The sequence below is a fragment of the Siccirubricoccus soli genome, assembly GCF_024178315.1.
In the GTDB taxonomy this organism is placed as follows: domain Bacteria; phylum Pseudomonadota; class Alphaproteobacteria; order Acetobacterales; family Acetobacteraceae; genus Siccirubricoccus; species Siccirubricoccus soli.
The window spans coordinates 40,718-53,219 of sequence record NZ_JAMZIK010000023.1; the positions used below are offsets into that span (position 1 = coordinate 40,718).

Sequence of the window (12,502 nt, forward strand, 5' to 3'; positions counted from 1 at the left end):
AGCGCTCCGCCGCCCGTTGCCCTGCCGCGGCAGGGCGCGGGACGCCGGCGGCTTCGCCGGGATCAGTGGGTGTCCTGCAGCACCTCCAGGTCGCAGGAGATGTCCACCTCCAGCTCCAGCGCCGCCGCTTCCTGCTTCTTCACCGTGATGTCCGCCTTGGTGTCGGAAACCACCAGCCGGTCCACGCTGCGATTGGCGTCCTTGCCGCCTTCCACCTTGTACTTCCAGCCCTTGCCGTGGACATGGCCGGGGTGCTTGTTGATGTCGGGGTAGCCGAAGCCGTTGACCCGGGCGGTGGGCGGGTCGGTCTTCTTCTTGCGCTGGATGTCGAAGGCGAGGGTCCAGTCCCCCGTCGCCGCCAGCCCGTCCAGCACCTTCTGCAGCCCGTCCTTGCTCGCATCGGTCCGCAGGTAGTCGTTGACCGACTTGTCCTTCTTCAGGCTGACGCTCTTTACCTTGTAGGTATGACGACCTTGTCCACCGTGACCTTCGGCATCGCTGTCCCTCCCCGGCCGGCAGCATAGGATCATGCCGGGAAAGGAAGGAAGCGGCAGTTGCGGGCCGGGCGGGCGCCCGGCCCGTGGCGGTCAGGCCACCTCCACCAGCACCGCCATGCCCTGGCCGCCGCCGGCGCAGGCGCCCGCGATGCCGCGCTTCGCCCCGCGCCGCTTCAGCTCCAGCAGCAGGGAGTGGACGCAGCGCACGCCGGTGGCGGCCAGGGGATGGCCGAAGGCGATGGCGCCGCCATTCACGTTGAACCGGTCCCGTCCCACGCCAAGAGCGCGCCGCACCGCCTCCGCCTGGGCGCCGAAGGCCTCGTTGATCTCGAACAGGTCGATGTCGGCGACCGTCAGCCCGAAGCGGGCCAGCAGCGCCAGGGTGGCGGGCACGGGGCCAATGCCCATCACCTCCGGCGGCACGCCCGCCGCCGCGGCGCCCAGCACCCGGCCGAGCGGCGCCGCGCCGCCCTCGGCCGCCGCCTTCGCCGTCGTCACCACCACGGCCGCCGCGCCATCCACGATGGCGCTGCTGTTGCCGCCGGTCTGCACCCCGCCGAAGACCGGGCGGAGCTTCGCCAGCACCTCCACCGGCGTCGGGCGGATATGGGTGTCCAGCGCCTGCTCCCCCGCCTTGCGGGGCAGGGAGAGCTTGCGCGGCGTCAGCCCCTCCGCCTCGAAGACCGCCTCCGTCACCGGGGCGATCTCCTCGGCGAAGCGGCCGGCCTGCTGCGCGGCGAGGGCACGGGCGAAGCTCTCGGCGGCGTAGGCGTCGGTCTCCTCCCGGCTGATGCCGTGCAGCCTGGCCAGGTTCTCCGCCGTGTTGCCCATCGCCGTGCCGGAGGCGGTGTCCAGCAGGCTCTCCCAGAGGAAGTCCTTGAACTCCACCTGCCCCAGGCCGAAGCCGCCGCGATGGGTATAGGCGGCGATGGGGGCGCGGCTCATGCTCTCCGTCCCCACCGCCAGCACCGCTTGGGCCTGGCCCTCGCTGGTCATGCGGGCGGCCTGGGCGATCGCCTCGAACCCCGTGGTGCAGAGCCGCTGCACGCCATGCGCCGGCTTGTCGTTGCGCATGCCCGAATAGAGGCCGATATGCCGGGCGAAGAAGAGCGTGTCGAAGCTCGCCTGGGTGCAATTGCCGGCGATGGTGGCGCCCAGCGCCTCCCCTGCGATGCCGCTGCGCGCCAGCGCGGCGCGGGCCGCATGGATGCCGAGATCGGTCGGCGAGACCAGGGCGAGGGCGCCGTTGTAATCGACGAAGGGGGTGCGGGCGCCGCCCGCGATGGTGGCATCGGCGAAGCGCTCCACGATGGCGCCGGCGGCGAAGCGGGCCCAGTCCGGGCTGCCATGCGCGGTGGTGCCGGCCAGGGGCATGTCGTCGGGCATCTCTCTCCTCCTTTTCCCACGTGCCGGGGGTGGGCGCAGCATGTCATGCCGGGCGGTGCCGGCGGAAGGGTGGGTGGCGCCGGGCATTTCCGATCCGCAATGACTCCCGCAGATGACAGGCCGGGCCGCCGGGGATAGGGTGTGCCGATTGTATGTTTTCGCACCTAATTCCACCTGCAGGATGGGGCAAGCGATTCCGGGAGCCGTGACGATGCCGTGGACGATGGCCTGGCCGAAGCCGCCGCCCAGTGCGGCGCAAGCAGCCCCGCGTCGCGACTGGACCCTGCTGCATGCCGTCCTCCTCGGCTCTGTGCTGCTGCCGACCCTGGGCATGGCGGCCCTGGCCTGGGCCGGCTGGCACGCCGCCCAGGCGGATGCGCAGCGGGAGCTGGAGCGGAGCGCCCTGGCCTCCGCCGAATACGCGAACCGGGTCATCGAGGCGCAGCGCTTCGCCGGCCTCTCCGCCAATGAGAAGCTGCGCGGCCTGAGCGACGCGGCGATCCGCGCGCGGGAGGCGGAGCTGCACGCCGCCCTCGCCTCCATCCTGGCGCAGACGGAGCTGGTGCAGTCCATCCACGTCACGGACCGCCAGGGCCGGCCGCTGGTCTCCGCCACCCTCTTCCCGGTCCCACCCGAGGGCGACATGGCCGCCCGCGACCCGGCCTGGCCGGCCCCCAACCCGGAGCAGCACGGCCCGGTCGATATCAGGCGGGCGGATGGCGCGCTGTTCTACGCCCTCAGCCTGCGCCGCACGGGGGGCGGCAACGGCCTGCCGGAGGGCGCCTTCGACGGCGCCATCAGCGTCGTCATCAACCCGAACCAGGTGGCCGCCGGCTTCACGGCGCTCGACAGGGCCGGCGATATCACCGCCCTGGTGCGGCAGGATGGCGAGGTGCTGGTGCGCACGCCGGTGCTCGCCACACCCATCCCGCGCATCCCGGCGGCCAGCCCGCTGCACGGCTATATGCGGGAGGGGGCGCGGAGCGGCAGCTATGTCGGCCTCACCCTCGGCTTCAATGAACCGGCGGGGCGCTGGGAAAGGCTCGTCGCCTTCCACCGCATTGGCACGCTGCCGCTCTACGTCACGGTCGGCCGGCCGCTGGGGCTCATCGCCGCGGCGTGGCGGGACAGGCTGCTGCTGCAATTGGCGGTGGCCGGGCCCTTCGCCCTGCTGCTGGTGGGCCTCGCCTGGCTGGCGCTGCGACGGACCCAGGCGGCGGCGGCGGCCGAGGCCGCGCTGCAGCGGGAGATGGTGGAGCGCCAGGCGGCGGAGCGCGCCCGCGCGGCGGAAAGCCGGTTCCGCGGCGTGTTCGAGAGCCGGGTGATCGGCATGGCGATCTTCGACTGGGCGACCGGCGAGGTGGAGGCGGTGAACGACCGGCTGCGGGAGATGACCGGCCAGCCGCGGGGCACCACGCCCTGGCACCTGCGCATGCGGACGCCGCCGGAATATGCCGCGGCCGATCTCCACGCCATCGAGGAAGCGCGGCAGCGCGGCTGGTGGAGGCCCTACGAGAAGGAATACGAGCGCGCCGACGGCACGCGCCTGCCGGTGCGCATCGCCTCCGCGCCGCTGCCCGGGGAGCCGCACCGGGTGGTGGTGACGGTGCAGGACATCACCGAGCAGCGGGAGGCCGAGGCGCGGCGCGACCTGCTGCTGGGTGAGATCAATCACCGTGCCAAAAATGTGCTGGCGACGGCGCAGGCGGCGCTCCGCCTCTCCCGCGCCGGGACGGTGGCGGAGCATATCCGCGACGTGGACGGGCGGATCGGCGCGCTGGCCCATGCCATGGCGCTGCTCTCCGCCTCCGGCTGGCAATCCGCCGATCTCGAGGAGCTGGTGCGGGCGACGCTCGCCCCCTTCCTGCTCCCCGGCCATGACGGCCCGCTCTGCCGCATCGAGGGCCCGCCGGTGGCGCTGGCCAGCAACGCCGTGCAACCGCTGTCCATGGCGCTGCACGAGCTGGCGACCAATGCGGCGAAATACGGCGCGCTCTCGGTGCGGAGCGGGGAGCTGAGCATCACCTGGTCCGTCTCCCCGGCCGGGCTGCGGCTGAACTGGCAGGAGCGGGGCGGCCCCGTCGTCAGCGCGGCGCCGAAGACGCATGGCTTCGGCACGCGGGTGATGGAGGCGACGATCCGCCGCCAGCTCGGTGGCAGCCTGGTGCAGGAATGGCTGCCGGAAGGGCTGCTCTGCCGCATCGAGCTTTCCGCCGGGCGCGGCTTGGCGCAGCCCGCCCCCGTCGCGGAGGTGGCGGCGGCCTGAGACCCGGTTCGGGACCGCCCTTACGGTCCGAGCCGGGCGTCGCGGCGCAGGGTTGGTATGGCGGCTGCGCCCTTGGGCTGATATCGGTCAGCATGTCGCGCGGCCGGTATGGGGCCGGCAACGCCGGGAGCCGTCCCGCCGGGCGCCTTGACCGGCGCCGTCTGTTGTCCCGCCGCGGCAGGCTGTGCGAGGCCGCGGGGCGCTAGAGCAGATCGCGTTCGGATGGAAGCATCCCAACGCGTGAACATGCTCGCAAACAACGGCCTGGAGCATGCTGCGTGAGCGCAAGCGAACGCAGCATGCTCTAGCGCAGCAGTGCGGCAGTGCGCTGGCGCAGCTCCTGCAGCAGCCGCTCCGGCCCGCCCTCGCGCAGCAGGACGGTGAATTCCGCGCGGCGGCTGGCCAGCTCGCTCACCGTGCCGGTCAGGTAGATGTCCACGATGCGCCAGGCGCCGCCCGTATCCCGCAGCAGGTAGTTGAGCTGCACCGGCGCATCGTTCGGCCGCACCAATTGCGTGCGCACCAGCCGGTCGCCATTCGCCAGGGTCTGCTGCCCCTCGGTGACGAAGCGCTCTCCGCCATAGCCGTCGAAGCGGCTGGCATAGGTGGCGATGGACCAATCGGCGAAGGCGCGGGTTAGGGCCTGCTGCAGCGGCGGGGCGATGCCGGTCCAGGCCGGGCCGATGGCGATGCGCGCCATCGCCGGCAGGTTGAAGGCCGCCTCCATCGCCGGGCGCAGCCGCGCTTCCCGCCCCTTGACGCCGAGCGCCTGCGCGTTGCGCATCACCTCCAGCAGGGTCGCGTGGAAGGCCTCCACCTCCGCCACCTGGGCCCGGGCCGGGCGCGATGGCAGAAGGGGGAGCAGGAGCAGGGCGGGCAGGGCTCGGCGCGGCGACATGAAACGGGCATAACACGGCGCCCACCGATGTGCGATCACGCCCGGGACAAGCGCCGGGATCGTTGCGGACCATCAACACCGCCCCGGAGGGGCGCGGCAGCAGGAGACCCATGCAGGAGACCGTGATGCTCACCGGCGCGACCGGCTTTCTGGGTTCGGCCATCGCGCTGGCGCTGCGGGCGGAAGGCCATGCGGTGCGCGCCCTGGTGCGGCCGGGCACGCCGCGCGACGTGCTGCAGGGCGCCGGGGTGGAATTCATCCCGGGCGACCTCACCGACGCCGCCTCCATCGCCGAGGCGGTCCGCGGCTGCGGCGCCGTCATCCATTGCGCCGCGGATTACCGCATCTTCGTGCCCGACCCGGCACGCATGCGGGCGGTGAACGTCGGCGGCACGGAGGCGGTGATGCGCGCCGCGCTGGCGGCGGGCTGCCGCCGGGTGGTGCATGTCTCCTCCGTCGCCACGCTGAAGCCGCGCCAGGACACGCTGCCGGCGACGGAGGCCGATGCGGCGCTGCCGGAGGAGGCGATCGGCCCCTACAAGCGCAGCAAGACGGAAGCCGAGCGGCTGGTGCTGCAGTTGGTGGCGGAGGCGGGGCTGCCCGCCATCATCGTCAACCCTTCCACCCCCATCGGCCCGCGCGACCGGCGGCCAACGCCGACCGGGCGCGTCATCCTGGAGGCGGCGCGCGGCAGGATGCCGGCCTATGTCGATACCGGGCTCAACCTGGTGCATGTGGACGATGTGGCGCGGAGCTGCGTCGCCGCGATGCGGCGGGGCGAGGTGGGCGCGCGCCATATCCTCGGCGGGCAGGATGTGTCGCTGGCCGAGTTGCTCGGGCATATCGCGGCGCTGCACGGGCGGCGCCGGCCGGTGCGGCTGCCGCGCGCGCCGCTCTGGCCCCTCGCGCTGGTGTCCGAGGCGGCGGCGCTGCTGACGCGGCGGGAGCCGATGCTGACGCGGGACGGGCTGCGCATGGCGAGGACGCCGATGTATTTCTCCTCCGCCCGGGCGGAGCAGGTGCTGGGCCACCGGGCGCGGCCCTGGCAGGAGGCGGTGGGGGAAGCCATCGCCTGGTTCCGTGCCGCGGGGATGCTCGCGTGATGCTCTGGCTGGCGGCGGCCGCCGCGCTCGCCTGGGCGGTGCTGCTGCTCGGCCGCGGCTTCTTCTGGCTGGCGCGGGACGACGATGCGGACGCGGTCGCCCTGCCGGAGCCGGCGGCCTGGCCCGCCGTGGTCGCGGTGGTGCCGGCGCGGGACGAGGCGGCGACCATCGGCGCGACGGTGCGGTCGCTGCTGGCGCAGGATTATCCCGGCGCGTTCCGCCTGGTCGTCGTCGATGACCGCTCCACGGATGGCACCGGGGAGGTGGCGCGGGCGGCGGGGGACGGGCGACTGACCGTGCTGCGCGGCGGGGCGCGGGAGCCGGGCTGGAGCGGCAAGCTCTGGGCGCTGGAGCAGGGGTTGCGCGAGGTCGCGTCCGGCGGCGCGGCGCCCGATTTTCTCCTCTTCACCGATGCCGATATCCGCCACGCGCCGGACAGCCTGCGCCGCCTGGTGCAGCGGGCGCTGGCCGGGCGGCTGGTCCTCGTCTCGCTGATGGCGAAGCTGCGCTGCGAGAGCGCGGCGGAGCGCTGGCTGATCCCGGCCTTCATCTTCTTCTTCCAGATGCTCTACCCCTTCCGCTGGGCGCGGAACCCGAAGGCACGCACGGCGGCGGCGGCGGGCGGCTGCGTGCTGCTGGACCGCGCCGCCTTCCTCCGCGCCGGCGGCCTCGCGCCGATCCGCGACGCGCTGATCGACGACTGCGCCCTGGCGGCGGAGATGAAGCGCCAGGGGCCGATCTGGGTCGGGCTGACGGAGCGCGTCGAGAGCCTCCGCCCTTATGAAACGGTGGGGCCGATCCGCCGCATGGTGGCGCGCACCGCCTATGCCCAGCTTCGCTACAGCCCGTTGCTGCTGGCGGGGATGCTGCTGGCGCTGGCGCTGGTCTTCCTGGCGCCGCCGCTGCTGGCATTGTTCGCGGACGGTGCCGCGGCGCTGCTCGGCGCCGCCGCCTGGGCTGCCATGGTGCTGGCCTATGCGCCCACGCTCCGCCGATTCGGACTGTCTGCCACGCGCGGCTTGGCCTTGCCCGGGATCGCCGCCGCCTATATGGCCTTCACTTTGGATTCGGCGCTGGCGGAATGGCGCGGCCAGGGCGGGATGTGGAAGGGCGAGGCGGGACCACGCGCCGACCATCCCACGAGCCCGGGCTGAGGCTACGCCGGCAGAGGGGACCTGACCTGTGTCGCTGACAGAGGAGACGGAGGAGGTCGCCGCCGCACCGCTGGATGCGGCGATCGACCGGGCCACCGCGCATCTGCTGGGTCGCCAGCAGGCGGATGGGCATTGGGTGTTCGAGCTGGAGGCGGATGCCACCATTCCGGCCGAATACGTCATGCTGAAGCGCTTCTTCGGCCGGCAGGACCCGGCGCAGGAAGCCCGCATCGGCCGCTACCTGCGGCGCATCCAGGCGGAGCAGGCGGCGCGCTGCCAGGGCGGCTGGCCGCTCTTCCATGGCGGGGCGCTCGACATCTCCTGCTCGGTGAAGGCGTATTTCGCCCTTCGGCTGATCGGCGACCCGGCGGATGCGCCGCATATGCGCCGGGCGCGGGAGGCGATCCTCGCGGCCGGCGGGGCGGAGAAATCCAACGTCTTCACCCGCTCCACCCTGGCGCTGTTCGGCCAGGTGCCCTGGCGCGCGGTGCCGGTGATGCCGCCCGAGATCACCCTGCTGCCGCGCTGGTTCCCCTTCCACCTCAGCAAGGTCAGCTACTGGGCCCGCACCGTGCTGGTGCCGCTGACCGTGGTGATGGCGCGCCGGCCGCAGCCGGTGGCGCCGGTCGGCGTGACGCTGGGCGAGCTGTTCCGCACGCCGCCGGAGCAGGTGAAGCGCTGGCCCGCCGGGCCCTATGCGGAGGAGCCCTGGAAGACGCTCTTCGCCTGGCTGGATGCGGTGCTGCAGCGGACGCAGGCCCTGTTCCCCCGCGCGACGCGCGCCCGGGCCGAGGCGAAGGCGGAGGAATTCGTCACCGAAAGGCTGAATGGCGAGGACGGCCTCGGGGCCATCTACCCCGCCATGGCCAATGCCATCTGGATGTATCACTGCCTCGGCGTCCCGGAGAGCGATCCGCGCGTCGTCACCGCCTGGCAGGCGGTGGAGAAGCTGGTTTACGACCGGCCCGCCGGCGTTGCCGGCACCGGCGACCTCGGCGAGACCTATGTGCAGCCCTGCCTCTCCCCGGTCTGGGATACCGGCCTCGTCGCCCATGCGCTGCTCGAGACCGGCGCGCCCGCGGCGGCGGCGGCGGCCCGCCGGGGCCTCGACTGGCTGCTGGACCGGCAGGTGACGGAGGTGGTGGGGGACTGGGCCGAGTCCCGCCCCGGCCTGCGCCCGGGCGGCTGGGCCTTCCAATACGCCAACCCGCATTACCCGGATGTGGACGACACCGCCGTGGTGGTGCTGGCGCTGGACCGCGCCGCGAAGGATACGGGCGAGGCCGACCCGCGCACGCCGGAGGCCATGGCGCGGGCGACGGAATGGATCCTCGGCATGCAGTCGAAGGGCGGCGGCTGGGGCGCCTTCGATGCCGACAACACCCATCACCACCTGAACTCCATCCCCTTCGCCGACCATGGCGCGCTGCTGGACCCGCCCACCGCCGATGTCTCCGGTCGGTGCCTGGCCATGCTGGCGCAGCTCGGCCACGCGCCGGACAGCCCGGCGATGCGCCGGGCGGTGGACTACCTGCTGGCGGAGCAGGAGGAGAACGGCGCCTGGTACGGCCGCTGGGGCGTCAATTACGTCTATGGCACCTGGTCCGCGCTGACGGCGCTGAACGCCGCCGGGCTGCCGCATGAGCACCCCGCGATCCGCCGGGCGGTGGAATGGCTGGCCCTGGCGCAGAACCCGGATGGCGGCTGGGGCGAGGATGGCGACACCTATCCCCGCCGCGGCGGCACCAAACCCGATGCCGATCTCCGCATGGGCCCGAGCAGCGCCAGCCAGACCGCCTGGGCCCTGCTGGCCCTGCTGGCGGCCGGGGAGGCGGACCACCCCGCCGTGGCCCGGGCCGAGGCCTGGCTGCTGCGCCACCAGGGGGCGGATGGCGGCTGGCCGGAATCGGACTACACCGGCACCGGCTTCCCGCGGGTCTTCTACCTGAAGTATCACGGCTACTCGCGATTGTTCCCGCTATGGGCGTTGGCCCGCCTGCGAAGGATGCGTCAGAGCAACACGAAGCGGGTGATGCACGGTCTTTAGGCGTAGCCCCCTTCCGATCCGCGCCGCCCAGGCTTAGTGTGCGGCGCAGCATAATGGGAGGCGCCGCGATGAAGCCGTCCGCCATCCTTGCCGTGGTGGGGATGCAGTCCGAGGCCAGGCTGCTGCCGCCGGAGATGCCGGTGGTGGTCAGCGGCGGCGACCCGCTCCGCCTGCCCGCCCTGCTGGAGGCGGCTCCGAAGGACATCCTGGCAGTGCTGAGCTTCGGCATCGCCGGCGGGCTGGACCCCGAGCTGCATTGCGGCGATCTGGTGGTGGCGACGCGGGTGCGGGGCCCCGGCGGCGCCTATGCCGCGCATCTCGGCTGGTCTGCCGCCCTGGCCGGCGTCTGCGGCGCCCGGCTGGGCATGGTGGCCGGCGCACCCGCCGTGGTGGGGCAGGTGGCGCGGAAGCGGGCCCTGTTTGCCGCCACCGGCGCCATCGTCGTGGATCTGGAAACCGAGGCCGCCGCCGCCTTCGCTGCCAGCCGTGGCCTGCCCTTCGCGGCGCTGCGCGCGGTGGCCGATACGGCGGAGGAAGTGCTGCCGGAAGCGGCAGCGGTGGGGCTGACGCCGGATGGCAGGCCGGCCGCCGGGCGGGTGGCGCTGGCGCTGCTGAAGCGGCCGCGGGAATTGCCGGCGCTGCTGACGGTGGCGAAGCGCAGCCGCATGGCGCTGGAAGCGCTGGGCGCCGCCGCACGCCGTGCCGGCCCGGCCTGGGCCTCGGCCGCCTAGATCGGGGCTTGGTCGGGGCCCCGGGGCAGCGCCCCCGCCCTACTCCGCCGCCAGCGTCGGCGGCGCGGTGCCGCCATGCTTGGCGCCCTTGGCCGGCCCCTGGTGCGCCAGCTCCGCCATGGTCTTCTCCACATGGCGGCTGAAGACGTATTCCGCCGGGCGCTGCTGCGTCAGGTCGATCTCGGGCGCCATCTCGCCCACCACCTTCGGCCCGCGCAGCTGCACCGCCAGCGCCTTCCAGGGGCGCTTCACCGCATCCACCACCGCCGTCGCCTCGAACCCGCTATGCACCATGCAGTCGGCGCATTTCTCGTAGTTCCCGGTGCCGTACTTGTCCCAGTCGGTGGTCTCCATCAGCTCCCTGAAGCTCTTCGCATAGCCCTCGCCCAGCAGGTAGCAGGGGCGCTGCCAGCCGAAGATGTTGCGCGTCGGGTTGCCCCAGGGCGTGCAGTGGTAGCTCTGGTTGCCGGCGAGGAAGTCGAGGAAGAGCGGCGAGTTGCCCATCTTCCACCCCTTCCCCTGGCCGCGGGCGAAGATGCCGCGGAACAGCTCCTTCGTCTTGCGGCGGTTGAGGAAGTGCTGCTGGTCCGGCGCCCGCTCATAGGCATAGCCGGGGGAGACCATGATGGCGTCGACGCCCATCGCGGTGACGTCGTCGAAGAACTTCGCCATCCGCTCCGGCTCGGCATTGTTGAACAGCGTGCTGTTGATGGCGACGCGGAAGCCCTTCTCCTTCGCCAGCTTCAGCGCCTTCACCGCGCGGTCGTAGACGCCCTTCTGGCTGACCGCCCAGTCGTGCTGCTCCTTGTCCCCATCCAGGTGGATGTCCCAGGTGAAGCGCGGATGCGGCCTGTACTGCTCGATCCGCTTCTCCAGCAGCAGGGCGTTGGTGCAGAGGATGATGATCTTGCCGCGCGCCAGGATCTTCTCGACGATCTCCGGCATCTCCTTGTGCAGCAGCGGCTCCCCGCCGGCGATGGCGACGACGGGCGCGCCGCATTCATCGACCGCCTGGAGGCATTCCTCCACCGAGAGGCGCTTGTTCAGGATCGGGTCCGGATAGTCGATCTTGCCGCAGCCGGCGCAGGCCAGGTTGCACTTGAACAGCGGCTCCAGCATCAGCACCAGCGGGTAGCGCTTCCGCCCGAGCAGATGCTGTTTCAGGATATAGGCGCCGACCTTCACCTGCTGGCGCAGCGGAATACCCATCTAGCTTCTGCTCCTGCCTCTGTCGTGTCGGGCCTGGCTGGGGCAGTGCCGCCCTGGGCTGATCCGACCGGGCGGCATCGGGCCGCCATCATGTTGCGCTGCACTTCAGGGCTTGGGGCGCCGGGGTCAAGGGCGGAATGTCGGGAAGCAGGCAGGCGTGGCGGGAATGCCGCGCCCTGGTCGCCCCCCGGCCCCTGTCCGGGGTTCAGCTCGCCGCGCTCGCCGCCGGCTCCGTCAGCGCCGCGGGCAGCTTGAACTGCACATCCTCGACGATGCCGGGCAGGGTGGAGACCTCCACGGGGCCCAGCCGGCGGAGCGCCGCGATCACCTCCTGCACCAGGGTCTCGGGCGCCGAGGCGCCGGCGGTAAGGCCGATGGTTCCCACCCCCGCCAGCCATTCCGGGCGGATCGCCGCGGCATCCGGGATCAGGTGGCAGGCCACCCCCTCCTCCGCCCCGATCTCCGCCAGCCGGTTGGAGTTGGAGCTGTTCGCCGAACCCACCACCAGCAGCAGCTCCACCTGCCGCGCCAGCGCCCGGACGGCGGATTGCCGATTCTGGGTGGCGTAGCAGATATCCCTGGTGTCCGGCCCGACGATGTCGGTGAAGCGGGCCCGCAGCGCCTCGATCACCGCCCGCGTGTCATCCACTGAGAGCGTGGTCTGGGTGACGAAGGCCACCGGCCGGTCGGTCGGGATCGGCAGTCGGTCGACCGCCTCGGCGGAGCCGACCAGATGCACCTCCCCGGGGATCTGGCCCAGTGTGCCCTCCACCTCCGGATGCCCGGCATGGCCGATGAGGATGATGGTGCGCCCCTGCGCCAGGTAGCGCCGCCCCTCCGCATGCACCTTGGAGACGAGGGGGCAGGTGGCATCCAGCACCGGCAGGCCGCGCGCCGCCGCATCCTGCTCCACGGCGCGGGAGACGCCATGGGCGCTGAACACCGTGACGGCGCCCGCCGGCACCTCGTCCAGCTCCTTGACGAAGCGGGCGCCCTTGCCCTCCAGCGTCTGCACCACCCGCTTGTTGTGCACGATCTCGTGGCGGACGAAGACCGGCGCGCCGTATTTCTCCAGCGCCCGTTCGACGATCTCCACCGCCCTGACGACGCCGGCGCAGAATCCCCTCGGCTGCGCCAGTATGATCCGCATCTGCCCGCCCCCCCCCATTAGAGCGCTGTCCGACGGGCGGAACACCCGGTCCGACGTCCCG

Annotated in this window: 10 protein-coding genes; 5 read left to right on the plus strand and 5 right to left on the minus strand. The window is 72.5% G+C overall.

What is annotated here, in order from left to right; translation table 11 throughout:
• Positions 1-62: 62 nt before the first annotated feature.
• A complete protein-coding gene (locus NJ376_RS03920; RefSeq protein ID WP_252951920.1) occupies positions 63-530 on the minus strand; it encodes a hypothetical protein in 468 nt (155 codons plus the stop codon).
• A gap of 57 nt (positions 531-587) precedes the next feature.
• Entirely contained in the window at positions 588-1,883 is a 1,296-nt protein-coding gene (locus tag NJ376_RS03925; RefSeq protein WP_252951921.1) for a thiolase family protein, read from the minus strand.
• A gap of 211 nt (positions 1,884-2,094) precedes the next feature.
• Here NJ376_RS03925 and NJ376_RS03930 point away from each other — a divergent pair, with 211 nt between their 5' ends.
• Positions 2,095-4,149: an HWE histidine kinase domain-containing protein gene (locus NJ376_RS03930; RefSeq protein WP_252951922.1), complete on the plus strand. Its 2,055-nt coding sequence runs from the start codon at positions 2,095-2,097 to the stop codon at positions 4,147-4,149.
• Between the two features lie 304 nt (positions 4,150-4,453).
• On the opposite strand, the gene NJ376_RS03935 is transcribed toward NJ376_RS03930, so the two are convergent.
• Positions 4,454-5,047, minus strand: coding sequence for an ABC transporter substrate-binding protein (locus tag NJ376_RS03935; RefSeq protein WP_252951923.1), 594 nt, complete (start codon positions 5,045-5,047; stop codon positions 4,454-4,456).
• Between the two features lie 110 nt (positions 5,048-5,157).
• Here NJ376_RS03935 and hpnA point away from each other — a divergent pair, with 110 nt between their 5' ends.
• From hpnA to NJ376_RS03955, 4 genes are all read left to right on the plus strand, one after another.
• Positions 5,158-6,150, plus strand: coding sequence for a hopanoid-associated sugar epimerase (gene hpnA / locus NJ376_RS03940; protein ID WP_252951924.1), 993 nt, complete (start codon positions 5,158-5,160; stop codon positions 6,148-6,150).
• A complete protein-coding gene (locus NJ376_RS03945; protein ID WP_252951975.1) occupies positions 6,150-7,304 on the plus strand; it encodes a glycosyltransferase in 1,155 nt (384 codons plus the stop codon). Before hpnA ends, NJ376_RS03945 begins: the two co-directional genes overlap by 1 nt.
• Positions 7,305-7,332: 28 nt before the next feature.
• A complete protein-coding gene (gene shc / locus NJ376_RS03950; RefSeq protein WP_252951925.1) occupies positions 7,333-9,351 on the plus strand; it encodes a squalene--hopene cyclase in 2,019 nt (672 codons plus the stop codon).
• A 68-nt stretch (positions 9,352-9,419) separates the two neighbouring features.
• Positions 9,420-10,082, plus strand: a complete 663-nt coding sequence (locus NJ376_RS03955; RefSeq protein ID WP_252951926.1) for a phosphorylase family protein — start codon at positions 9,420-9,422, stop codon at positions 10,080-10,082.
• A 39-nt stretch (positions 10,083-10,121) separates the two neighbouring features.
• Here the strand turns inward: NJ376_RS03955 and hpnH are convergent, their stop codons facing one another.
• Positions 10,122-11,291 (minus strand): adenosyl-hopene transferase HpnH, encoded by a 1,170-nt coding sequence (gene hpnH / locus NJ376_RS03960; protein WP_252951927.1) that lies wholly within the window; start codon positions 11,289-11,291, stop codon positions 10,122-10,124.
• Between the two features lie 205 nt (positions 11,292-11,496).
• The gene (gene ispH, locus NJ376_RS03965; protein WP_252951928.1) at positions 11,497-12,441 is read right to left on the minus strand and encodes a 4-hydroxy-3-methylbut-2-enyl diphosphate reductase; all 945 of its coding nucleotides are present in this window, start codon (positions 12,439-12,441) and stop codon (positions 11,497-11,499) included.
• Between the last annotated feature and the right edge of the window lie 61 nt (positions 12,442-12,502).

Excerpts from the sequence above, each read along its gene's own strand:
- NJ376_RS03945 (WP_252951975.1), top strand. The coding sequence starts at position 6,150 with ATGCTCTGGCTGGCGGCGGCCGCCGCGCTCGCCTGGGCGGTGCTGCTG.
- NJ376_RS03930 (WP_252951922.1), top strand. The coding sequence starts at position 2,095 with ATGCCGTGGACGATGGCCTGGCCGAAGCCGCCGCCCAGTGCGGCGCAA.
- ispH (WP_252951928.1), bottom strand. The coding sequence starts at position 12,441 with ATGCGGATCATACTGGCGCAGCCGAGGGGATTCTGCGCCGGCGTCGTC.
- NJ376_RS03925 (WP_252951921.1), bottom strand. The coding sequence starts at position 1,883 with ATGCCCGACGACATGCCCCTGGCCGGCACCACCGCGCATGGCAGCCCG.
- NJ376_RS03920 (WP_252951920.1), bottom strand. The coding sequence starts at position 530 with ATGATCCTATGCTGCCGGCCGGGGAGGGACAGCGATGCCGAAGGTCAC.
- NJ376_RS03955 (WP_252951926.1), top strand. The coding sequence starts at position 9,420 with ATGAAGCCGTCCGCCATCCTTGCCGTGGTGGGGATGCAGTCCGAGGCC.
- hpnH (WP_252951927.1), bottom strand. The coding sequence starts at position 11,291 with ATGGGTATTCCGCTGCGCCAGCAGGTGAAGGTCGGCGCCTATATCCTG.
- NJ376_RS03935 (WP_252951923.1), bottom strand. The coding sequence starts at position 5,047 with ATGTCGCCGCGCCGAGCCCTGCCCGCCCTGCTCCTGCTCCCCCTTCTG.
- hpnA (WP_252951924.1), top strand. The coding sequence starts at position 5,158 with ATGCAGGAGACCGTGATGCTCACCGGCGCGACCGGCTTTCTGGGTTCG.